This window comes from Pseudoalteromonas sp. MBR-15 (assembly GCF_053628915.1).
The window spans coordinates 81,914-103,739 of the sequence record NZ_JBRJHH010000005.1 but is presented as its reverse complement, the minus strand read 5'-3'; the positions used below and the strand labels follow the sequence as shown (position 1 = coordinate 103,739).

The following is a 21,826-nucleotide window of genomic DNA, read 5'->3' as shown; positions in this document are numbered from 1 at the left end:
GCATTTTTGATAAAACATAATTTAAATAAAACGCTAGAAGCGTTAACAGCACATTTTCCACACGCAATAAATGGGATTAAACGTGGCATCGAGCGAGAAGCATTAAGGATTAAACCAAATGGTGTTATCTCAAAACAGGGTCATCCACAAGGAGTGGGAAGCGCTTTAACCAATGACCATATCACCACTGATTTTTCTGAGTCTTTATTAGAATTCATTACGCCTGTTAGCACATCGGCTGAGCAAACATTAGCGCAGCTTAAAGATTTGCAAAAGTTTACCTTGTCACAGATGGATGATGAGCTGCTATGGCCTATCAGCATGCCATGCTTTATTGATAATCAAGATGACATTGTGCTGGCTCAGTTTGGTGACTCAAACATAGGGCGCATGAAAACGTTGTACCGAGAAGGGTTAAAGAATCGGTATGGCAGCATGATGCAAGCTATTGCTGGTGTGCATTTTAATATCTCTTTTCCTGATGAGTTATGGCAGAGCTTGCACGCGTTGAGTGCCAGTGAGCAACCACTTAGCACCTTTATTTCAGATGGTTATCTGGGGCTTATTCGAAACTTTAAGCGTGAGCTTTGGTTAATAAGTTACTTATTTGGTGCGTCACCTGCATTATGTAGCTCATTTTTACAAGGGCGAGAAACTGATCTGCCATTTAAAAAGTTGGGCAAAGGCACATTGTACCTTGAGGTTGGCACCGCACTGCGATTAGGTAATTTAGGTTACACAAACAGCGCTCAATCATCGTTGCGAGTGATGTATAACTCGCTTGAGGAATACGTAGCAGGTTTGAAAGCTGCCATTCATACGCCTTCAGATATTTACGGTCATATTGACGACTATACCCGTGCTGAACCAAAGCAGCTTAATAAAAATATCTTACAGATAGAAAATGAGTTTTACTCGCCAATTCGACCAAAACGTAATGCTACATCAGGCGAAACACCGACAGATGCCCTATTACGAGGGGGCATTGAGTACATAGAAGTGCGTGCACTTGATGTAAATCCATTCAGTGAAACAGGGATCGATTTACAGCAAATCCGTTTCCTCGATGTCTTTTTAACGTATTGTCTTTTAAGCGAATCTCCAACAATGGATTGGCAAGAGCAACAGTTAAGCACGCAGAACCTTGATGCGGTAGTTAATGAAGGGCGCAACCCTGAATTACAATTAACAAAACAAGGTGAAGCAGTTAGCTTGGTTGATTGGGCATCGACTATTTTTGAGAGTCTAATCCCTGTTGCGCGTTATATGGACAGTGCGTATGGCGTAAGTTACTACAGCGAAACAATTCATGAGCTGTCGAGTTGGGTAACTGAGTCAAGTAAAACGTTTTCAGGGCGTTATGTTGCAACACTTGCAAAAGAAAACCAAGATAACGGCCAGTTTGCTTTAGCACTTGCACAGCAATATAAAGAAAATCATTTAGCCGCGGATTATCAGTATTACGATCCGGCTTTTTTAAGGGAACAAGCCGTCAATTCGATTGCAAAAGAGCGTGAAGTAAAAGCAGCAGATACGCTATCCTTTACGGCCTTTTTAGATGATTACTTTGCTAAAGCTTAGCAGCTTTTAGGCATAAAAAAACGCAGCCTAGGTTGGCTGCGTCAAAGATTCTTCAGGGATGAAACAATGCTATACTGCTGCATTCATAAAGTCAGACTGACTCAATAAGAAAAAGTTCAGCGAGATATTAAAAAAAATGAAAAAAAATTTAATTATTTTATCGCTGGTCGCTTCTATGGCGGGTTGTGCCACGGCTCCACCAGAGCAACCGCATGATATTTGTAAGATTTTCGAAGAAAAACCTGATTGGTATTATGATGCACGTGACGCACAAGAAAAGTGGGGCTCGCCAAAACATGTGCTGATGAGCATGATGTATCAAGAAAGTTCATTCCGTCATGATGCCGCTCCACCGATGGAATACTTTTTATGGATCATTCCTATCGGCCGAGCAAGCTCTGCCTATGGTTACTCGCAAGCAAAAACACCTACGTGGTCAGACTATATTCGAGAAACCGGCAACAGCGGTGCTGACAGAGATGACTTTGATGATGCCATCGATTTTATGGCTTGGTTTGTTTATAAAACACATAAAGTGAATGGTGTATCAAAGTGGGATGCTTACGCACAATACCTAAATTACCATGAAGGGTGGGGCGGGTATAAGCGCGGTACCTACAAAAGCAAAAAGTGGTTAATGAGTGTAGCTAATAAAGTAAAACACCGTGCGAGCCGGTATGGTGCTCAGCTTAAACAGTGTGAAGATGAGCTTGATAAAAACTGGTTTGAGCGCTTATTTGGTTAAACAGGTACAAAAATATAAAAAGCCCGCAACTACGGGCTTTTTTATTGCATTCAATTGCACTATAACATTCAATTGCACTACAAAGAGTACCCATTCTGTTACTGTTAGGTACACTTGTGCATGTGATTACTTGCCAGGAAACTGGTGAATATGCACATCGCGCTGCGGGAATGGGATAGTGATATCTGCTGCATCGAAAGCAATTTTCACTTTTTCATAGAGGCCAAAATACACAGGCCAATAGTTATCAGAATCAACCCATGCCCAAACGAGCATACCAATGTGGCTGTCACCATGTTGACTAACATGCACAACAGGTTTCTTCGCTTCTTGGTCTTTAAGCACTAATTCGTAGTCATTAAGGACACTCAGAAGTACTTCACGGGCTTTATGAACGTCATCGCCATAGCTAATACCAAATTCAATGTCGACACGGCGAGTGGCTTCCGCAAACTTATTCTTCACGCAGCCGTTTGACAGGGCCCCATTCGGGATGATTATTTTTTCATTATCGTAGGTAAGCAAAATAGTGACGAAAATCTGAATTTCAACGACTTTCCCCATGTAACCTTGTGCTTCAATAACATCGCCCACTTTAAAAGGTTTAAAGAATAAGATCAGCACACCACCTGCAAAATTAGCCAGACTGCCTTGCAATGCCATACCCACAGCTAAACCTGCAGCACCGAGCATTGCGATGAATGAGGTGGTTTCTATGCCAATCATTGAGGCGACAGAAATAAGTAATAGTATCTTCAGAATGACAGAAATAAACGACACTAGAAAGTGTGTCAGGCCTGCCTCAAACTTTACTTTATACATTGATTTTTCGGTCATCTTGGCAATTCTGCCAATTAGCCACCAACCAATAACAAGCACCAAAATCGCTAAAATAAACTTTGGTCCATACGTCATGAGTAGCTCAATTGCTTGGTTATATACTTTTTCGATCGATATTTCGTCCATTTTTGCTCCATGTAACGAGACGTTAAAATATGCAAGCCATAGTAGACGAATTAGCAGCTTAATGTGTGTTTATAGGTATGAAATAGGAAACTTCGGGGTAGAATTATGAAATAAGCTATAAAAAAAGGAGTAGCAAGCTACTCCTTATCTGTTATTCAGTTCGTTTACTGGGAATAACTTTCACCAGTTTTACCATATTCTCTTTCACTTCCAATACTTCTATTGGGTAGCCTGCTATTCGTAGGCTTAAATTCGAATCTGGGATATCTTCAAGGTATTCAACAATTAAGCCACTCAAGGTTTTAGGGCCATCGATAGGTAATTCCCACCCCATCTCTTTATTTAGATCACGGATGTTTGCACCACCATCAACAAGCACTGTGCCATCATCTTGAGTTGTCACTTCTTCACTTGGAGTACGTGTTTGCGTTGTGGTGAAATCACCTACCACTTCTTCAAGAATGTCTTCAAGAGTTACAAGGCCTTGAATATCACCGTATTCATCAACCACTAAACCAATTCGTTCTTTTGATTGTTGGAATTTCAAAAGCTGTGTGTTCAGCGAGGTACCTTCAGGGATAAAGTAAATCTCGCGGACCGCACGCAGTAATGATGGTTTATCAAACTGCTCTTTCGTCAATAGACGAAGTGCATCACGTGAGTGAATAAAACCAACCGCATCATCAATTTGATCGCGATAAAGTAATACGCGAGTATGCTGTGCATGTGTTAGTTGGCGACTGATTAGTTTCCAATCGTCATTAATATCAATGGCGACAATTTCGTTGCGTGGGATCATGATGTCTTCGACGGTCACTTGCTCTAAATCTAAGATAGACGTCAGCATGCTTTGGTGACGTGCAGGCAATAAGGCACCCGATTCATTAACCACGGTTTTTAATTCTTCTTTACTTAAGCTGTGCTCTTCGATTTGCGCGGTCGTAATACCAAATAAACGTAACATACCATTGGTCAGCCAGTTTACCATTACAACGAACGGGAAGAGTATTTTAAGCAAGCCTTTAAGCACGATAGAGCTAGGAAACGCGACTTTTTCAGGGTAGAGAGCCGCGAGCGTTTTTGGTGTAACTTCAGCAAAAATTAACACCACTAAAGTCAGAGCACCTGTCGCAATAGCCAAGCCAACGTCACCGTATAAGCGAATACCAATAATCGTCGCAACCTGTGCTGCAGCGATATTAACTAGGTTGTTACCAATCAAGATCAGACCAATAAGTCTGTCTGGGCGACTTAAGAGTTTACTGACGCGTTTCGCTGCGCGATGGTTTTCTTTCGCAAGATGGCGTAAACGAATACGGTTAATTGACATAATTCCGGTTTCAGAACCCGAAAAATAAGCAGAAATAAGTATCAATAATCCCAATACGATAAACAGGGTACTAGTCGATATGTCGTCCAACGATGGATCCTTTTTTTATAAACCAATGCATATTAAGCTAGAGAGAGCTTGCTGAGTCAAGTTAAAACTTATTTAGTATCACTTCTTGAATGAAACGGCTGCCAAAATAAGCAAGTGATAGGATAAATGCAGCTATCATGATCGAAAATACCACGGGTTTTCCTCGCCAACCTTGGCGTAAGTGACCAACCGTAACAACCGTGAAAATAAGCCACGCAATCAATGATAAAACCGTTTTATGGATAAACTCACTGGCAAACATACCGTCTAAGAATATAAAACCAGACAGAAGTGCGAAGGTGAGTAAAATAGTGCCTAAAGTTAATAGTTGGTAGAGCTGACGCTCAACCACCATTAGCGGGGGTAAATGGCTGTGCACAATGGCTAAATCTTTACGCTTTAAGCGCTTATCAATAAAGTAAAATTGTATAGCGTATAAAGTCGCGATAATAAGTACGCAATAAGCTAGCAAAGATAGCGAGATATGTGTCACTAAGCCTAGTTCTACATCAATGGTATGAATAATCACATGATGCGGTATAAATAGGCTAGCAAGCGTTAAAATAGCTGCAAAGCCATAAACAACAGGCAATAGCAACGTTGCAGGAAACTTAAGCGACACCGCCGTGACAGACACCACAATGACCCAGCAGGTTAAAAGTGCCACATTAACAATGCTTAAATCTTGGCCGTCTGCTCGAAAAACAGAATTCACCAGTAATAACATATGTGCAAGGATTGCTACGGTGCTTAAAATCACCGTGAGCTTTTGGCTTGGGCCTTGTTTGTGAAAAAGGCGTGAAAGCACATGCGACGTTGCTAACACATAAAACAAACTAGCAATAATAGTTAAACTAATAATCATCGTGTTTTGGCCACTTAATTTATATCAATAAATCCTTGTCTCATTGATGCCATTGTATTTTATAGCAAGGCAAAAGCATAGAGTTTGTAAAAAGAAACTCAAACAGCGCACTTGAACACTGTATTGTCGACCACCATTTACGGTATACTGCTAGGAATTGAAATTTAATATTGCCTGTATTGCAACTTAAATTGTGTTTTTTGCGCGCTTTACAGGTGAAACACGTTTTATCGGAACCTTTACATGTTTGAGAATCTCCAAGAACGCTTAGGTAAAACCTTAAAAAATATCAGTGGCCGCGGACGCTTAACTGAAGACAATATTAAAGATACATTACGTGAAGTCCGCATGGCATTTTTGGAAGCGGATGTTGCGTTACCCGTTGTTCGTGATTTTGTTAAGCAAGTTAAAGAACGCGCAGTTGGCGTTGAAGTAACTAAAAGCTTAAGTCCAGGCCAAGTGTTCATTAAAATCGTTCGTGAAGAGCTTGAAAAAGCCATGGGCGAAGCAAATGAAGAGCTAAGCCTGAATGCGCAGCCGCCAGCAGTTGTGATGATGGCGGGTTTACAAGGTGCCGGTAAAACGACCAGTGTGGGTAAACTTGCTAAGTTCTTAAAAGAACGCAAAAAGAAATCTGTGCTTGTGGTGAGTGCTGACGTATATCGTCCTGCGGCAATCAAACAGCTTGAAACCCTAGCTACTGAAGTAGGGGTTGAGTTTTTCCCAAGTGATATTTCGCAAAAGCCTGTTGATATTGCCAGTAATGCGATTGCCCACGCGAAGAAAAAGTTTATAGACGTTGTTTTAGTTGATACAGCGGGCCGTTTGCACGTTGACAGCGACATGATGGATGAAATCAAGGCACTACACAGTGCGATTAATCCTATTGAGACCTTATTTGTTGTTGACGCAATGACAGGTCAAGATGCTGCAAATACAGCAAAAGCGTTTGATGAAGCATTACCACTCAGTGGTGTGATTCTAACGAAAACTGATGGTGATGCCCGTGGTGGTGCTGCTTTATCTATTCGCCATATCACCGGTAAGCCGATTAAGTTCATGGGTGTGGGTGAGCGCACCGATGCTCTTGAACCATTCCATCCTGACCGTATAGCGTCGCGTATTCTAGGCATGGGTGATGTACTTTCATTGATCGAAGAAGTCGAAATGAAAGTCGACAAGGAGAAAGCCGCTAAAGTTGCTGAAAAAGTATTTAAAGGCGATGGCTTTACACTTGATGATTTTGCTGAGCAGCTGCGCCAAATGAAAAACATGGGCGGTATGATGTCGATGCTTGATAAATTGCCAGGTATGCAAAATTTACCCGATGCAGTAAAAGGGCAAATGGGTGATAAAACATTTGTGCAAATGGAGGCGATTATTAACTCAATGACGCCAAAAGAACGCGCCCGTCCTGAAATCATTAAAGGCTCACGTAAAAAACGTATTGCAGCGGGTTCTGGTACTCAAGTACAAGAAATCAATAAATTGCTTAAGCAATTTACGCAGATGCAAAAGATGATGAAGAAAATGAAAGGTAAAGGCGGCATGATGAAAATGATGCGCGGCATGAAAGGGATGTTACCACCAGGTATGATGGGTGGCGGACCTAAGTTTTAATTTTCAACAAGTCCGTTTCGTGTAAAAAAGGAGCAAATAGCTCCTTTTTTAATGGATAAATTATGCCAAACTTAGGCGCAAATGTAAGATCTAACGCACAGATCAGTGTTTAATCAACTAAACTTACATTTTGCATCACTTCTTACTTGCAATGTTGCAAAAAACTCGTACAATTCCCCAGCTCCCCGTACTGGGGAGTAAATCTTATTAATGAAAACAGTCAATCTATTTAGAGGACGGTATGGTAACTATTCGTTTGCAACGTGGTGGCGCTAAAAAACGCCCTTTCTATCAAATTGTGGTTGCGGATAGCCGTTTCTCGCGTGACGGTCGCTTCATCGAGAAAGTAGGTTTCTTTAACCCAATCGCTTCTGGTCAGGAAGAAAAAGTACGTTTAGATTTATCTCGTGTTGAACACTGGGTAGGTCAAGGCGCATCTCTTTCAGATCGCGTAGCTAAATTAGTTAAAGACGCTCGTAAAGCGGCTTAATAGGCGTAAGTGTAACCATGAGTCAAGAGAACACCTCGATAATTGTTGTAGGAAAGCTCGGCGCCCCCTATGGTATAAAGGGCTGGCTTAAGGTGCATTCATTTACTGATGATCCCGAAGGGATCTTCGATTTCAGCCCATGGTTGATAGGGCAACAAGGTAAATGGCAGACCTTAGAGGTGGTCGACTGGCGTCGCCACAACAAAGGCTTTATCGCTAAAGTTGCGCAAGTAAACGATCGAGACCAAGCAATGGCTTTCACCAATGTTGAAATCTCTGTTGACGCGGCGCAACTACCAGAATTACCGCAAGGTGAATTCTATTGGCGAGATCTCATTGGCATGTCTGTTGTAACCGATAAAGGTTACGACTTAGGCACGGTTGATGACCTAATGGAGACAGGTTCAAATGATGTTTTGGTTGTGAAAGCAAACAAAAAAGATGCATTTGGCCAAGCCGAGCGTTTAATTCCTTTTTTAACAGACTCTGTTATTAAAGAAGTTAAACACGAAGCAAGAGAAATTACCGTAGACTGGGACCCAGGGTTTTAATGTCACAAACGAGTTCGTTATGGGTAGGGGTGATAAGCCTTTTCCCGGACATGTTTGATGCTATTACCACTCAAGGGGTAACAGGTCGCGCAGTTAAAAATGGTTTAATTGACTTTAACTGCTGGAATCCACGTGACTACGCTACTGATAAGCATAGAACCGTGGATGATCGTCCTTATGGGGGCGGTCCCGGCATGTTGATGATGGTTGAACCATTGAAACAAGCCATCCTTGACGCTAAAAAAGCGGCAGGCGATGGTGCAAAAGTAATTTATATGTCCCCGCAAGGGCGCAAATTAGATCAGCAAGGTGCGGCTGAATTAGCCAACTCCGATAAACTGATTTTGATTGCCGGTCGCTATGAAGGTATAGATGAGCGAATCATAGAGTCATATGTTGACGAAGAATGGTCAATAGGTGATTTTATTCTGAGTGGTGGTGAACTACCCGCTATGACATTAATTGACGCTGTTGCGCGATTAGTGCCTGGTGTACTAGGTCACAACCAGTCAGCAGAGCAAGATTCATTTTCGGATGGATTGCTTGATTGTCCTCACTATACACGGCCAGAAACATTGGATGATAAACAGGTGCCTGCTGTATTGCTCAGCGGAAACCACCAAGAAATTGCCAAATGGCGCTTAAAGCAGTCATTAGGTAGAACTTGGTTACGTCGTCCTGACTTGTTGCATAACCTAGCTCTGACTGAGGAGCAAGCGGCACTTCTTGCAGAATTCAAGCAAGAGTACCAACAAGCTTGTGGCTAGAAGACAGTTACACCTAGGAAAGTGAGAAATATAATGGCAAAAGTAAACCAAAATATTATTAAAGCGCTTGAAGAAGAGCAGCTTAAAACAGACGTACCAGCATTCGGCGCTGGTGATACAGTAGTTGTACAGGTACGTGTAAAAGAAGGTAACAAAGAGCGTCTACAGGCCTTTGAAGGTGTTGTAATCGCTAAGCGTAATCGTGGTCTTCACTCAGCTTTCACAGTTCGTAAAATCTCGAGCGGTGAAGGTGTTGAGCGTGTATTCCAAACGCACAGCCCTCTTATCGACAGCGTAACAGTTAAGCGTCGCGGTGCAGTTCGCCGTGCGAAGCTTTACTATCTACGTGAGCGTTCTGGTAAATCTGCACGTATTAGAGAAAAACTTAACTAATACGCGCTGTTTATCAACGCAAAAAAACGGGTTGCAGCCTTCGGGTTGCAACCCGTTTTGGTTTTTAGGGAACAATTTTTCTATTGTATTAATTCGCTTAATAAAGTGAGCAGTTTTGAAGCGATAAAACGTCGTTAATAACAAGGAAAAATGTCGTTATTTGGTCATTCTCGGCAATAGCTCCTGCATTGCTCTACCTCCTGCATCCATGCAGTCGTAAATCAGACATTTTTAACGCAGGTAGCGACAGGTTTAATCCCTCAAAATGATGAAGCATTATTGCGGATTGAAATTAGCTGGCTTCTTCTTATTTTACTTTTCACACCTCTTTCAATAATTCCCGTACAGCAATATTTGAACTGGCGTATTTCCCCTGCGTGATTAGCCCCAAGGACTTTGTACTTTGCTGCTTATGCTGGTACTATATTTCGTATTAAAAGGTTTACTTTTTTGTATACTTTAGTTTACGTTTTGGGTTTGAGGTGTGGTAACAGTGGATAAGCTAGCAGAATTAAGAGCAGGGATCGATGAATGTGACGCGCAATTAGTCGCGTTATTAGCAAAGCGTAATGGTATTACAGAACAAATAGGGGCTATTAAGCAGCAAACAGGGGCGCCATTACATGCGCCTGACCGTGAAGCCGATTTGCTGGCAGCTCGTCGCCAAGAGGCAATGAGTCAAGGCGTTAACCCTGAGCTTGTTGAAGATATCCTGCGTCGTATGATGCGAGAAGCGTATCAAAATCAGCAAGGGAGCTTGGCCTGTTCTGCTCCTCAGCTATCTCCGATTGTCATTGTGGGTGGTCAAGGGGCTATGGGGCAATTATTTGCCCAACAATTTATTCGTTCTGGGTATGAAGTCCGTATTTTAGATAAACAACAACAGGCTGATAGTGAAGCTATTTTAGCAGGCGCAAAGTTGGTGTTAGTGAGTGTGCCAATCAATGCGTTAGAACAGGTAGTAGCAGCATTACCAACGCTTGATGATGAGTGTTTATTGGTTGATATAACCTCGGTGAAGCAAAAGCCATTAAAAGCATTAATGGCAGCTCATTCAGGCCCTGTTGTTGGCTTACACCCAATGTTTGGCCCCGATATATCTCATTGGGTAAAGCAGACTGTTGTGGTATGTGAAGGGCGTAATCATGAAGTTGCGCAAGGATTATTGGCACAATTACAAGTGTGGGGCTGTCAGGTCGTGGAAATGGATGCTAAAAAGCATGATGAAGCAATGCAAATTATCCAGGTCATGCGCCACTTAACGACTTTTGTTTATGGTCAGTTTTTAGCAAAACAAAGTCATACACTCGCAGAATTGAGAAGTTGTTCATCACCCATTTATCAGCTAGAACTCATGATGGTTGGTCGTTTATTTGCGCAATCGCCAGAGCTTTACTCTGATATTATGCTTGCGCAATTTGATGATGTCGAAGCCTTATTGGCTAACTACCAAGATACGTTTGCGCAAACATTAGAAAAATTAAAAGCGGGTGATAAAGCCGCTCTTATAGATGCCTTTGCAGAAGCTAAAGCGTATTTTTCAGATGCAACGGCACATTTCTTGACACAAAGTCGTAGCTTATTGAATAAAGCGAATGATGCTAAAGTGCTTGATTAACACTGTCGCATAAGTAAAAGCGAGCACATTGTATGCTGCTCGCTATACACTGCTTATTAGTGACCGCCTAATGAGCCAGGTAATCCACCAGAATGGTGTTGAATAAGTCCCCATTGATAGAGTAATTCAGTCATATCAGACAAACTAAATAACGTCATACTTAAACCTACTACAGTCAATACGATTGTATAGGGCAGTGCCATAAAGACCATTCGTCCGTAAGAAAGCCTGAGCACGGGGGCGAGTGTCGAGGTGAGTAAAAATAAAAATGCAGCTTGACCATTTGGTGTCGCCACACTAGGCAAGTTAGTCCCTGTATTAATTGCAACGGCTAACAAATCAAATTGATCACGGCTGATTTGCCCCGCCTCTAACGCGGCAGCGACTTCATTAATATAAACTGTACCAACAAATACATTATCGCTCACCATAGAAAGTAATCCATTCGCAATAAAGAACATCACCAATTGTAACTGCCCTTCAAATGTCAGCACCCAACTGATAACCGGCGTAAACAAATGTTGGTCGATTATTACTGCAACAATTGAAAAGAATACACACAGCAGAGCGGTAAAGGGGAGTGCTTCTTCAAATGCTTTTCCTAACTGGTGCTCTTCAATGATCCCTGCACTGGCAGTGGCAAAAATAATCACCGATAAACCAATTAACCCGACGGTTGCTAAGTGTAAAGCAAGTCCAATGATGAGCCACACCGCTATTACTGCTTGAATAGCCAAATTGACTTTGTCACGCGTTGTTCGTTTTTTCTCAAGCTTTTTAGCATGCTCAGATAATATGGTGTGAATAGGAACTGGCAATTTAGCACCGTAACCAAATGTCTTCGTTTTTTCGAGTAGAATAGTTGTCGCTACACCTGCAATCATTACAGGCAAGGTGATGGGGAGCATGCGAAAGAAAAACTCTCCGAAAAACCAGCCAGCACGTTCTGCAATAATTAAATTTTGCGGTTCACCAACCATGGTGCATACGCCCCCTAATGCAGTACCGATTGAAGCATGCATCAACAAATTGCGTAAAAATGCCCGAAATTCTTCCAATTCTTGACGATTGACAGGACGCACTTGATTATCGTCGTTTATATCATGTTCACTGCTGGAGTCTTTCCCCGAAGCAACTTTGTGGTAAATGCTGTAAAAACCCATTGCAACGGCAATAACAACCGCCATGACAGTCAGGGCATCAAGAAATGCAGATAAGAATGCAGCAGCAAGTGTAAAAGACAGCGACAGCACTGTTTTACTGCGAACTGAGACAACTAACTTAGTGAAAATATACAGTAACAGATCTTTCATAAAGTAAATGCCCGCAACCATAAAGATCAACAGTAAGATGACATCCACATTTTGAACTATTTCATGTTCAACCTGACCCGCTGAAGTCATCCCAATAAACATCGCTTCTATCGCCAGAAGCCCACCGGGTTGAAGCGGATAGCATTTTAATGCCATAGCAAGGGTAAAAATAAACTCTAGTACCAGCACCCAGCCAGCAATATAAGGGTTTAATTGAAATAAAATCGGATTTAACAATAAAAAAGCAAGAATGGTGTATTTATACCATTGTGGCGAATTCCCTAAAAAGTTTTTAAAGATTGCCGGCAGAACTCGTTGCTGCATTGCAGTACCTTATTAGATGGGATGAAAACGCTAATAAGTTAATTCACTTAGCGTTAACAGTAAATATGCTGTTAGTGTAATTTTAGTATAGCTAAAGTACGATAACGATTGTTAATTATTAACTTAAGTGTGGTTTATTAATACTAGGCTAATTATTTCGTTATTATCTTTAGATTTTTATGTACACTGGATGGACTTTACTTGTTAGTTACAGAGCATCTGGTACAATCAGTGGGTTGATCGCTTTGTGCGATAGAAGTATGTGCTAACTCAAGTGGAAATTGAATGAGAATTTTTAAAGCGAAAAGTCCAGCAGGTTTTGCTGAAGAATACATTGTTGAATCTATTTGGAATGGTGACTTTCCGCCTGGCTCAATTCTTCCAGCAGAACGAGAGTTGTCAGAGTTAATAGGTGTTACACGTACCACTTTGCGTGAAGTGCTACAGCGTTTGGCGCGTGATGGCTGGTTAACGATTCAACATGGTAAACCAACTCGCGTTAATAATTTCTGGGAAACCTCAGGTCTTAACATTCTAGAGACGTTAGCACGACTAGATGAAGACAAAATGCCAGAGCTTACCGATCAACTTCTATCGGCTCGCACTAACATTAGTGCCATTTACACTCGTGCTGCAATAAAATTAGCACCTGAACGCGTGATCGAAATTTTATCGCAAAGTGAGCAGCTTGAAGACAGCGCGCAAGCATTTGCAGACTACGATTACAAAGTGCATCATGAACTTGCTGTCGCAGGTAACAACAGAATCTATGTACTTATCTTAAATGGCTTTAAAGGTTTTTACTCAAAAATCGGTTGCCATTACTTCTCTGATTCACGTACACGTGAGCTTGCTCGCCAATTTTATAAAGATTTAACCTCGCTTGCTGAGCGTCATGAACACGACGGGGCTATTTCGCTTATGCGTAAATACGGCCATCAAACGGGTGAAATCTGGCAGCAGATCCGTGGTGATATGCCAGAAGATATTATGGACTAACAGCCCTTAGTTATGCGCCTTTTTATATTTGAGAACCCAGCTTTAAGCTGGGTTTTTTGTATTTATTTAACAATAAGGTGGGTTCATAATCACCCTGCATCATAAGGTAATTCGATAGACATAGCGCATATCTTTTTTATATCAATTTTTCCGATTGCATATATCGCTTTTTTCGATTGTTCATTTGCCTGTAACCTCTTTAAACTATCTTGCTAAATATCGATACTTACTCTTGGTTTTTGTTTTTTCGGAACCATATATATGTGAGTATTGCGTAGGCAATTGGAAATAAACTCAAATATTTGGAGATAAAAATGGGTGTATTAGTTGGCCGTCAGGCACCAGACTTTACTGCAGCAGCTGTTCTTGGTAACGGTGAAATCGTTGAAAACTTCAACCTAAAAGACACTATCAAAGGTAAAAAAGCAGTTATCTTCTTTTACCCGTTAGACTTCACTTTCGTATGTCCTTCAGAGTTAATCGCTTTCGACAAGCGTTTTGAAGAGTTCCAAAAGCGTGGCGTTGAAGTAATCGGTGTTTCTATCGATTCACAATTCTCACACAACGCATGGCGTAACACTGCTGTTGCTGACGGCGGTATTGGTCAAGTTAAATATGCACTAGTTGCAGACGTTAAGCACGAAATCTGTCAAGCGTACGACGTTGAGCACCCAGAAGCAGGTGTTGCTTTCCGTGGTTCTTTCCTAATCGACGAAGAAGGTACAGTACGTCACCAAGTAGTTAACGATTTACCATTAGGCCGTAACATTGATGAAATGCTTCGCATGGTTGACGCACTCGCGTTCCACAGCGAGCACGGTGAAGTATGTCCAGCAGGTTGGACTGAAGGTAAAAAAGGTATGGATGCAAGCCCTGAAGGTGTTGCTAAATTCCTTTCTGAAAACGAAGGCGACCTATAATTTAGGCCTTTGTTGAAAGTATTAAAAAACCCGCCAATTGGCGGGTTTTGTTTTATCTGGTATGCGTTTAGTTAAAGCGCATTGTTAGCTTAGTATAGAAATAACGTCCACGAGGGTTATGCACGCTTGATACATAGCCATATAAGTCGCTATCACCATCACCAATTGCAAATGGAGGATCTTCGTCAAATACGTTATTAACGCCTACAGAGAGTTTTAGTTTTTCTGAGAAGTTATACGCAGTCTGTAAATCAACCAGTGTTTGAGAGTCAACCATGCGTGATGTGTTGCTATCAAAGTCTAGGTTACCGTCAAAGTCGATATCAGGAGTATCTTCAAACTCACCGATGTAACTCACATTCACATTCGTATTAAAGTCACCCATTTCCCAGTTAGTGCTGAATATCCAACGATTTTCTGGGTAACGATATTCACCCGTATAATCACGGCCATCTTTCTTAAATTCATTTTGGTATGCCCATTCAAGATTGAATTTTAAGAACCCGTAGTCATTCATTGCATGCGTGTAATTAGCAGAGACATCAACACCAGATACTTCTTGTGAGGATACATTTTCGAAAGTGCTATGTACTTTTTGAATAACCCCTAAGCTTAGGCCGCCTTGAGGCGCAAGTCGTACACACACTGTGCTATTTTGATCATTACAATTTTGATCGTAAATAGGGCCGAATTCTTGCTCATCAATTTTATTGTCTTGCGTTATGCTCCACACATCAATACCGAAACCAAATTCAGCTGTGGGTGCCCAAATAAAGCCAACGTTCCAAGATTCAGATTCTTCAGCTTCTAGGTTTGGATTACCTGCAAACTGAATGTTGTAATCAAGTGCATTACAATCAAGCCCTGTCGCTTGGCATCGGTACGTATCTACAAAGAACTGACTTTCTTCTGAGGGACCTAAACCAATTTGCGCTAATGAAGGTGCTCTGAAACCTTGTGCCCAAGAACCACGAACAGTGATTGAATCGGTTGGTGCCCAACGTACAGCTACTTTTGGATTGGTTGTTGAGCCAAAGTCACTGTAATCATCATAGCGACCCGCTAATTGTAACTCTAGGTTATCTGCAAGCGGGATTGAAAACTCAATATACGCAGCATACTGGTCACGCTCAGCTGCTGCTGACACTGACTCGGTACCAAAAATTAAACCACGTTGAAATTGATCATCAGGAATATCACTTACATCTTCCTCACGGTATTCAATACCGGCGGCCATCATAACGACATCATCACCAAAGCTAAATGCTTCACCACTGATATTGGCATCGAATGAGGTCATATGCGACTCACCACGGCGCACCAGACTTGTTGTAATTCTGTCGATAACCGCAGGGTCGTTATAGGTGCCACCAAATGGATTGTAATTACCCGCATCAATTTCTTGCTGAAGAAAGTCGGTACGCACCCAGCCTTGGCTTCTACTGCCTGTTTGCATTGATTTACTGCGACCTTTTTGAACGGCTGTCTCCCAGCTCCAATCATTAATTTCACCTTTTAAGCCAGCCACAAAGCGCAGTGTATCTGATTCGATATCCCATTGGCGAGGACCTGCATCAACGGTACGATACCGACCAATTTCAATATCTTGACCAAAAGGATTGTTTGGGTGACTTGCTGGAACCGTGAGTCCTGCGTCTTCATCAAGAGGAGTGGGGGCACCCGCTGCCTGTGAGGAGTTATGCTGTACTGCCATTTCCATAAATGCAGTGATGCCATTATCAAAGTTATATTCAAACTGTGAAATAGCGCCAACACGTTCAGACGCCGGTGTTATATAGCCATAGGGGCCATAGTCAAATAAACAGCTACCACTGGCGGTTGCATTTTCTGCAGGGCAAGATGGGTCAATTGTTTTTTCGCCATCGACGTAAAAGTAGCCTGGAAAACCACGCGAAGAGCGGAAATCCATACCACCATATGGTTCTTGGTTAGCGGTGCCTAGGCGTCCCATTTCATCTGACGATAATGCCGTATTGTTAAAATAATCAATAATAACAGACGCACTACTTTTTTCTGTGCTTGTTCCCCATACTAAACTCGCTGTTTTTTCTTCATAATTAGGTCCGTCAGTGCCACCATAACCTAAGTTGACCTCTAGACCATTAATGTCTTTCTTAAGAATAATATTAACTACACCAGCAACCGCGTCAGAGCCATAAATAGCAGATGCACCGTCTTTTAAAATATCGATACGCTCGATTGCTGAAACAGGAATAGAGTTAATATCAACAAATGAGTTGGTAATACTTTCTGCGAAAGCACTAATAGCAACACGGCGTCCATTGATAAGTACTAAGGTTGCATCCGAACCTAAGCCACGTAAGCTCACGGCAGCAGCGCCATTTGCTGTTGAATCTTGGTTATTCCCACGGGTTGAAAATGTGCCATTACCGGCGACTGGCATACGCTCTAAAAGCTGTTGTAGGTTGTCATAACCCATATTATCAATATCTGCGCGACTGATTGATTGGATAGGTGAGGGTCCCTCAATATCTGAGCGTTTAATGCGTGAACCGGTTACTTCGATGCGCTCAACTTTTTCAGCGCTTTCTGATGATTCGGCAGCAACTGAGGTGAAAGTTGTGCCCGCTAATGCGGCAATGGTAAAAACAGTAAGAGGTCGTCGAATAAAGTGATGAGTTTTCTTCATAAATTTCAATCCTTGTTTAATTGTGAGATTTTTGTGAAATAATCACAGTAAAGATTGATACCATGTAAATGGTAGGTTTTGAAATACTACAAAAGAATGGGGTTGACGCGTGAAAACGTTTCAAAATGTTAAAAGTGAGGTAGAGTAAGGGGGTCAGAGCCTAATACAAAGTTAGGCTCAAGCAGGGATTTTATGCTTTATGTTTCATCAGGCGTTCTTTTTCACGCGCCCAATCTTTGTTTTTCCCATCTTCACGTTTATCGTGCATCTTTTTACCTTTAGCGAGGTGGAACTCCAACTTCACCCAGCATTTTTTCCAGTACATGGCAGTGGCGATCAGTGAATAACCATCACGCTCTGTTGCACCGATAAGACGATCGATTTCACGTTTGTTCAAAAGTAATTTGCGATACCTAAGCGGATCACAAATTACATGTGTTGAAGCACTGTTGAGAGGCTGAATTTGACTGCCAAGTAAAAATGCTTCGCCGTTTTTAATGTGAATATAAGTCTCAGAGATGTTTACTTTACCAGCTCGGATACTTTTTACTTCCCAGCCCTGTAGTTCAACCCCTGCTTCAAACTTATCGTGTAAAAAATACTCATGACGCGCTTTTTTGTTAAGCGCGATAGTATTGCTTGTCGATTTAGATGATTTTTTCTTAGCCATAGTGGTTCATATTATACGTAAAAACAGCGTTTTTACATCGCTTTTTTAAGGCTTTATACAAATAATCCCGTTACTAAAATTTGGGGAAATAGCCAAAGCTTGCTAAAATTCGCCGACACAGTTGGGAGTGAATATGCCACAAATAGAAAAAAGTGCGCTGGTAATGTACAGCAGTAAAGAAATGTTTGATTTAGTGAACGATGTTGATGCGTACCCTGAGTTTTTACCACATTGTTCAGACGCTAAAATTATTGCACAACAACCCAGCGGTATGACGGCCAGTTTAGAAATATCGAAAGCGGGTTTAAAGAAGTGGTTTACCACAGAAAATACCTTTATTGATGAGCAAACCGTTGCTTTACGTTTAGTTGATGGTCCTTTTAAAAGCTTGCAAGGGAAATGGCATTTTTTACCTTTAGACGATAAAGCGTGTAAAGTGCAATTACACTTAGAGTTTGAATTTGCTAGTAAACTAATTGAGCTTGCTTTTGGTAAGGTGTTTAACGAAGTGGCAAAGAATATGGTGAATGCTTTTACTCAACGTGCGAAAACGGTGTATGGAGTCCGCTCATGATAAGTGTTGAAGTTGTATTTGCGTTGCCTACAACCGCGACAAGTTTACTTGTCGAAGTACCAGAGGGAACCACTGTTGAGCAAGCTGTTATTAAATCGGGCATTATCGAAAAGTGCCCCGAAATAGATGCAAATAACCTCACATTAGGTGTGTGGAATCGCACTTGCAAGTTAACACAAGAGGTTAAGCAAGGGGATAGAATTGAAATTTATCGCCCATTAATTGCAGACCCCAAAGATGCACGCAGACGTCGTGCAGAGAAAGCCAAAGAAGAAGGTAGAGCTAATAAAGTTACCGGTGGGCGCCCACTGAATAAAGCATAGTAACCTATTGAAAGTGAATCACTTACTGCTCGTTTTAACCGGTGGTTTTATCTATTTAGCATACAAAAAAGGGTCGCTTTTGCTACCCTTTGTTTTTATATTTACTCTTGTTCAAGTGGGGTATTGAACTCACTTGGTTGCTCATAATCACCTGATATTGACACGAGCTTATTATCTTCAAAATTAACCGTTAACGATTTGCGTTGTTCATTGCTACGGCCTAGATTAAAAACATAAAGATAATGCCAAGTATTCTTGTCGAATGAATCTTCTGCAACCGGTTTACCAAGTACGTAAACCACTTGCTCACGAGTCATATTAACGCGAAGCTTATCAACGTCAGATTGTTCTAAAAAGTTACCCTGAGGAATGTTGATGCGATAAACCCAACTAGAACACCCAGCGGTAGCACTTAAAGTAAGGGTAAGTACTAACCAAAAAGAAAAAGTTTTAAACGACTGCATTATTTGTTTGAATCCTTATTTTTTATACACTGCATGATACCGATTAGTCACAGAAGGTAAAACCCTTTTCAATAATTGTTTTACTGAAACATGATTAATGCTCACGAGGCACAGATTTGACCACCGACACGACAAAAAGTTTACCTGAATCAATAAAAAAGCGCGACAGTTCTCAATCACACTGGCATTTGTATATTGTGCAGACTCGTTTTGGCCACTGGTATACAGGGATCAGCACCGATGTTGAAAAACGTTTTGCAGCTCACCAAGCTGACAAAGGGGCAAAAAATTTAAAAGGAAAAGGACCTTTAACCTTAATTTATCAGCAACCGGTTGGCTCTCGCAGCGAGGCTAGTAAGCTTGAGATTCAGGTTAAAAAGTTAAACAAAGCGCAAAAAAGGCAGTTTGTTATCACAGCCAAATTACCTGGTTAGGGCACTAACAAACTCTGCAATTTTGCTCACTGCGTGTTCAAATAAACTAAAGTCAATGTGCTCTAGGGTATCACTCGGTTGATGATGGTGCTTATCGTGTCCCATGCCAAAATAAATATAAGGGACACCTGCTTTTGCAAACGAATAATGATCGCTGGCTCTTCGCCAATCAACGTTAAGATCAAATAATCGATTAAGTCGGGCAGATGAACTGGTTGCAAAAAATGTAATGTTTTCATCAGAAAGTCCAGTAATTGCTGTTTTATACTGCGCTATTGATTGGCCGTCTAAAAAGGCATAAATGCGAGGTTTTCGCTTGTTAACCACGAGCATATCCAGATTAATATTTAATGCGATATCTGCGCTGTTTAATTGTGACACTAAATAGTTACTGCCATGTAAGCCATTTTCTTCGGCATCGGTGGCAACGAACATTAATTGGTTCTGATGGGGCTTATCGGCGAAATACGCTGCTAAATAGAGTAAAGCAGCAACACCGCTGGCATTATCGTTTGCGCCAGGATAGAGCTTAGTCCCGCGTTGTCCTAAATGGTCATAATGTGCAGTAAAGATAATCTTTTTACATTGAGCGCAAGCGGATGGTTTAGTCGCAATGATATTGCGGGCAGTGGCTTTTTGATAAAAAGTAGCGGGGTATTGAAATGTTTGTTCTTGAACTTCATAGCCTAATGAGGTTAAGCGGCTTGCAATGTAATCAGCGGCACGCTTTGCGCCGATTGTATTGGTTTTTCGGCCATAAAATTGCGTTGAAGTAAGCGTTGTGACATCTTGTTTTAAATGAGAGTCAGCACTGGCAAACGCAGAATCACAGTAAAATAAGCTACTGGTAATCAGTAAGCTTTGCAGTATGCGAACGCAGTGCCTGTAGTTTACTTTCATAACGCTGTTTATCATGATCAAAATCTGCTTTATTGTTCGCCATGGTCAGGTATTTTTTGGCTAGTTTCAAGTCACCTAGCTGAAAATATATACGTGCAAGGCCAAAGTCACTGTCATGTAAGTTATTATCTAAAGTGCGTGCTTTTTTAAAATGCGCTATCGCATCTTCATAGCGCCCAGTTGCGTAGGCATCATTGCCAAGCGAAATATGATAATACGGATTAGTTTGACGCTTTTTATCTAGCTGTGTGAGGATGGCATTACCCTGTTGTTCACGATTCGTCAAATTGTAAAGCAGTGCTAGGTTGCCCAAAGCCGTGTTGTTATCAGCATCTAAGGTTATGGCATATTGGTAGGCTACTTCTGCCTCTGGGTAGAGATTTGTTAGCCTTAAGAGCACACCTAAGTTCCCCCAAGCTCCTGAATAAGCGCTATCTGTATTGATAGCAGCTTTGTAATAACTGTATGCACGACCATAGTCATGGCTAAGCATGGCCGAAACCCCTTTGTTGTTATAAAACATGGCGGTGATACGTGCTTTATTAATATGACTTGTTTTAAATGCTGCCTGACGGCTATTTGGATCAAAATCAATCACTAATGAACGCGAACCAGGATAAATAATCGTGCGGTTTATGGCGTGTTTGTCGTGTTCTCTTACCTTTAAATTTATGTGTCCTGTCAGTAAGCTAAAGCCATTATTTCGTGCCCAATACTCTGGAATGTGAACCTTTTGAAATTGCCCTTCAAGACCAAGATACTCGGCTAAGCTGTACGCTAATATTGATAAAGAGAGGCAGTTGGCATTTAAATCAGCATAGGCTTGATTCGCGGTTAGTGTCGCGCCTGATTGATAAGACAGTGAGGCATCACCATTTTCTAATAAAAAGTGCAGTAAACGTTTAGTTGTCTCGAGTGAGCGAGTGTCTTCAGGAAAAGCACTGTCTAACTGACGTTTAATACGCGGAGTTAGCGCAAAAATTTCTTCCTGACTTTCGACTTTTGAAAGCCTAAATTCATTGAGCTCAGTGAGTGCTAATGGCGCAGGGGCCAACTGCTTAGGTGTATTATTACATGCTGATAAAAAGCAAAGACTTGATAATAGAGCAATCGTAGGCGCGTTCATAAGGCCCCCCTTTAATTAACAGCCTAGGGAATCACATGTCTGTAAGTATAGGCTGTAATTAAAAAAGGGTCAGTGTTTACTGTTACAAAAGG

General features: G+C 41.5%; 22 protein-coding genes. 13 read left to right on the top strand and 9 right to left on the bottom strand.

Annotation, left to right across the window (positions count from 1 at the left end; genetic code table 11):
• Positions 1-6 precede the first annotated feature (6 nt).
• Positions 7-1,581, top strand: coding sequence for a glutamate--cysteine ligase (gene gshA / locus ACSSVW_RS08660; RefSeq protein ID WP_421418558.1), 1,575 nt, complete (start codon positions 7-9; stop codon positions 1,579-1,581).
• Between the two features lie 136 nt (positions 1,582-1,717).
• The gene (locus tag ACSSVW_RS08655) at positions 1,718-2,326 is read left to right on the top strand and encodes a transglycosylase SLT domain-containing protein (RefSeq protein ID WP_036967095.1); all 609 of its coding nucleotides are present in this window, start codon (positions 1,718-1,720) and stop codon (positions 2,324-2,326) included.
• 126 nt (positions 2,327-2,452) lie between these two features.
• Here ACSSVW_RS08655 and ACSSVW_RS08650 read toward each other — a convergent pair whose 3' ends face one another.
• The 3 genes from ACSSVW_RS08650 to ACSSVW_RS08640 all read right to left on the bottom strand — a co-directional run bounded on the left by ACSSVW_RS08650 (position 2,453) and on the right by ACSSVW_RS08640 (position 5,577).
• Positions 2,453-3,292 carry a mechanosensitive ion channel family protein gene (locus ACSSVW_RS08650; RefSeq protein ID WP_065978556.1) on the bottom strand — a complete coding sequence of 280 codons (840 nt, stop codon included), beginning with the start codon at positions 3,290-3,292 and terminating at the stop codon, positions 2,453-2,455.
• 151 nt (positions 3,293-3,443) lie between these two features.
• A complete protein-coding gene (locus tag ACSSVW_RS08645; RefSeq protein ID WP_141687232.1) occupies positions 3,444-4,712 on the bottom strand; it encodes an HlyC/CorC family transporter in 1,269 nt (422 codons plus the stop codon).
• Positions 4,713-4,773: 61 nt separating this feature from the next.
• The gene (locus ACSSVW_RS08640; RefSeq protein ID WP_065978555.1) at positions 4,774-5,577 is read right to left on the bottom strand and encodes a cytochrome C assembly family protein; all 804 of its coding nucleotides are present in this window, start codon (positions 5,575-5,577) and stop codon (positions 4,774-4,776) included.
• Between the two features lie 243 nt (positions 5,578-5,820).
• Between ACSSVW_RS08640 and ffh the strand changes: the two genes are divergently transcribed.
• The 6 genes from ffh to tyrA all read left to right on the top strand — a co-directional run bounded on the left by ffh (position 5,821) and on the right by tyrA (position 11,016).
• Positions 5,821-7,197 carry a signal recognition particle protein gene (ffh, locus tag ACSSVW_RS08635; RefSeq protein ID WP_036967108.1) on the top strand — a complete coding sequence of 459 codons (1,377 nt, stop codon included), beginning with the start codon at positions 5,821-5,823 and terminating at the stop codon, positions 7,195-7,197.
• A gap of 241 nt (positions 7,198-7,438) precedes the next feature.
• Entirely contained in the window at positions 7,439-7,687 is a 249-nt protein-coding gene (gene rpsP / locus ACSSVW_RS08630) for a 30S ribosomal protein S16 (RefSeq protein ID WP_036967110.1), read from the top strand.
• A 17-nt stretch (positions 7,688-7,704) separates the two neighbouring features.
• The gene (rimM, locus tag ACSSVW_RS08625) at positions 7,705-8,238 is read left to right on the top strand and encodes a ribosome maturation factor RimM (protein ID WP_036967112.1); all 534 of its coding nucleotides are present in this window, start codon (positions 7,705-7,707) and stop codon (positions 8,236-8,238) included.
• Positions 8,238-9,005 carry a tRNA (guanosine(37)-N1)-methyltransferase TrmD gene (gene trmD / locus ACSSVW_RS08620; protein WP_036967113.1) on the top strand — a complete coding sequence of 256 codons (768 nt, stop codon included), beginning with the start codon at positions 8,238-8,240 and terminating at the stop codon, positions 9,003-9,005. The genes rimM and trmD overlap by 1 nt, the downstream gene beginning before the upstream one ends.
• Positions 9,006-9,038: 33 nt before the next feature.
• A complete protein-coding gene (rplS, locus tag ACSSVW_RS08615) occupies positions 9,039-9,398 on the top strand; it encodes a 50S ribosomal protein L19 (RefSeq protein WP_004587324.1) in 360 nt (119 codons plus the stop codon).
• A gap of 493 nt (positions 9,399-9,891) precedes the next feature.
• On the top strand, positions 9,892-11,016 hold the full coding sequence (tyrA, locus tag ACSSVW_RS08610; protein ID WP_036967115.1) for a bifunctional chorismate mutase/prephenate dehydrogenase: 1,125 nt from the start codon (positions 9,892-9,894) through the stop codon (positions 11,014-11,016).
• 56 nt (positions 11,017-11,072) lie between these two features.
• Here the strand turns inward: tyrA and nhaB are convergent, their stop codons facing one another.
• Positions 11,073-12,653 (bottom strand): sodium/proton antiporter NhaB, encoded by a 1,581-nt coding sequence (gene nhaB / locus ACSSVW_RS08605; RefSeq protein WP_036967117.1) that lies wholly within the window; start codon positions 12,651-12,653, stop codon positions 11,073-11,075.
• A 285-nt stretch (positions 12,654-12,938) separates the two neighbouring features.
• On the opposite strand from nhaB, the gene fadR reads away from it, so the two are divergent.
• The gene (fadR, locus tag ACSSVW_RS08600) at positions 12,939-13,652 is read left to right on the top strand and encodes a fatty acid metabolism transcriptional regulator FadR (protein WP_036967119.1); all 714 of its coding nucleotides are present in this window, start codon (positions 12,939-12,941) and stop codon (positions 13,650-13,652) included.
• Positions 13,653-13,966: 314 nt separating this feature from the next.
• Positions 13,967-14,572: a peroxiredoxin C gene (locus ACSSVW_RS08595; protein WP_036967121.1), complete on the top strand. Its 606-nt coding sequence runs from the start codon at positions 13,967-13,969 to the stop codon at positions 14,570-14,572.
• Between the two features lie 67 nt (positions 14,573-14,639).
• Here the strand turns inward: ACSSVW_RS08595 and ACSSVW_RS08590 are convergent, their stop codons facing one another.
• Both ACSSVW_RS08590 and smpB read right to left on the bottom strand, forming a co-directional pair.
• Positions 14,640-17,243, bottom strand: a complete 2,604-nt coding sequence (locus ACSSVW_RS08590) for a TonB-dependent receptor (protein WP_118844450.1) — start codon at positions 17,241-17,243, stop codon at positions 14,640-14,642.
• A gap of 190 nt (positions 17,244-17,433) precedes the next feature.
• Positions 17,434-17,913 (bottom strand): SsrA-binding protein SmpB, encoded by a 480-nt coding sequence (smpB, locus tag ACSSVW_RS08585; protein ID WP_036967136.1) that lies wholly within the window; start codon positions 17,911-17,913, stop codon positions 17,434-17,436.
• A 133-nt stretch (positions 17,914-18,046) separates the two neighbouring features.
• Here smpB and ACSSVW_RS08580 point away from each other — a divergent pair, with 133 nt between their 5' ends.
• Positions 18,047-18,487, top strand: a complete 441-nt coding sequence (locus ACSSVW_RS08580; protein ID WP_036967139.1) for a type II toxin-antitoxin system RatA family toxin — start codon at positions 18,047-18,049, stop codon at positions 18,485-18,487.
• Positions 18,484-18,810, top strand: a complete 327-nt coding sequence (locus tag ACSSVW_RS08575) for an RnfH family protein (RefSeq protein WP_036967142.1) — start codon at positions 18,484-18,486, stop codon at positions 18,808-18,810. Before ACSSVW_RS08580 ends, ACSSVW_RS08575 begins: the two co-directional genes overlap by 4 nt.
• Positions 18,811-18,911: 101 nt before the next feature.
• On the opposite strand, the gene ACSSVW_RS08570 is transcribed toward ACSSVW_RS08575, so the two are convergent.
• Positions 18,912-19,274 carry an outer membrane protein assembly factor BamE gene (locus ACSSVW_RS08570; RefSeq protein WP_036967144.1) on the bottom strand — a complete coding sequence of 121 codons (363 nt, stop codon included), beginning with the start codon at positions 19,272-19,274 and terminating at the stop codon, positions 18,912-18,914.
• A gap of 116 nt (positions 19,275-19,390) precedes the next feature.
• Here ACSSVW_RS08570 and ACSSVW_RS08565 point away from each other — a divergent pair, with 116 nt between their 5' ends.
• Positions 19,391-19,708, top strand: a complete 318-nt coding sequence (locus tag ACSSVW_RS08565) for a GIY-YIG nuclease family protein (protein WP_036967146.1) — start codon at positions 19,391-19,393, stop codon at positions 19,706-19,708.
• Here ACSSVW_RS08565 and ACSSVW_RS08560 read toward each other — a convergent pair.
• Both ACSSVW_RS08560 and ACSSVW_RS08555 read right to left on the bottom strand, forming a co-directional pair.
• Positions 19,697-20,608, bottom strand: coding sequence for a M20/M25/M40 family metallo-hydrolase (locus tag ACSSVW_RS08560; RefSeq protein ID WP_454179153.1), 912 nt, complete (start codon positions 20,606-20,608; stop codon positions 19,697-19,699). The genes ACSSVW_RS08565 and ACSSVW_RS08560 overlap by 12 nt on opposite strands.
• A complete protein-coding gene (locus ACSSVW_RS08555; protein ID WP_065978112.1) occupies positions 20,550-21,734 on the bottom strand; it encodes a tetratricopeptide repeat protein in 1,185 nt (394 codons plus the stop codon). The genes ACSSVW_RS08560 and ACSSVW_RS08555 overlap by 59 nt, the downstream gene beginning before the upstream one ends.
• Positions 21,735-21,826 lie beyond the last annotated feature (92 nt).

Coding starts and splice junctions, on each gene's coding strand:
- ACSSVW_RS08655 (WP_036967095.1), top strand. CDS start 1,718: ATGAAAAAAAATTTAATTATTTTATCGCTGGTCGCTTCTATGGCGGGT.
- ACSSVW_RS08650 (WP_065978556.1), bottom strand. CDS start 3,292: ATGGACGAAATATCGATCGAAAAAGTATATAACCAAGCAATTGAGCTA.
- ACSSVW_RS08640 (WP_065978555.1), bottom strand. CDS start 5,577: ATGATTATTAGTTTAACTATTATTGCTAGTTTGTTTTATGTGTTAGCA.
- ffh (WP_036967108.1), top strand. CDS start 5,821: ATGTTTGAGAATCTCCAAGAACGCTTAGGTAAAACCTTAAAAAATATC.
- rpsP (WP_036967110.1), top strand. CDS start 7,439: ATGGTAACTATTCGTTTGCAACGTGGTGGCGCTAAAAAACGCCCTTTC.
- rimM (WP_036967112.1), top strand. CDS start 7,705: ATGAGTCAAGAGAACACCTCGATAATTGTTGTAGGAAAGCTCGGCGCC.
- trmD (WP_036967113.1), top strand. CDS start 8,238: ATGTCACAAACGAGTTCGTTATGGGTAGGGGTGATAAGCCTTTTCCCG.
- rplS (WP_004587324.1), top strand. CDS start 9,039: ATGGCAAAAGTAAACCAAAATATTATTAAAGCGCTTGAAGAAGAGCAG.
- nhaB (WP_036967117.1), bottom strand. CDS start 12,653: ATGCAGCAACGAGTTCTGCCGGCAATCTTTAAAAACTTTTTAGGGAAT.
- fadR (WP_036967119.1), top strand. CDS start 12,939: ATGAGAATTTTTAAAGCGAAAAGTCCAGCAGGTTTTGCTGAAGAATAC.
- ACSSVW_RS08595 (WP_036967121.1), top strand. CDS start 13,967: ATGGGTGTATTAGTTGGCCGTCAGGCACCAGACTTTACTGCAGCAGCT.
- ACSSVW_RS08590 (WP_118844450.1), bottom strand. CDS start 17,243: ATGAAGAAAACTCATCACTTTATTCGACGACCTCTTACTGTTTTTACC.
- smpB (WP_036967136.1), bottom strand. CDS start 17,913: ATGGCTAAGAAAAAATCATCTAAATCGACAAGCAATACTATCGCGCTT.
- ACSSVW_RS08580 (WP_036967139.1), top strand. CDS start 18,047: ATGCCACAAATAGAAAAAAGTGCGCTGGTAATGTACAGCAGTAAAGAA.
- ACSSVW_RS08575 (WP_036967142.1), top strand. CDS start 18,484: ATGATAAGTGTTGAAGTTGTATTTGCGTTGCCTACAACCGCGACAAGT.
- ACSSVW_RS08570 (WP_036967144.1), bottom strand. CDS start 19,274: ATGCAGTCGTTTAAAACTTTTTCTTTTTGGTTAGTACTTACCCTTACT.
- ACSSVW_RS08560 (WP_454179153.1), bottom strand. CDS start 20,608: ATGAAAGTAAACTACAGGCACTGCGTTCGCATACTGCAAAGCTTACTG.
- ACSSVW_RS08555 (WP_065978112.1), bottom strand. CDS start 21,734: ATGAACGCGCCTACGATTGCTCTATTATCAAGTCTTTGCTTTTTATCA.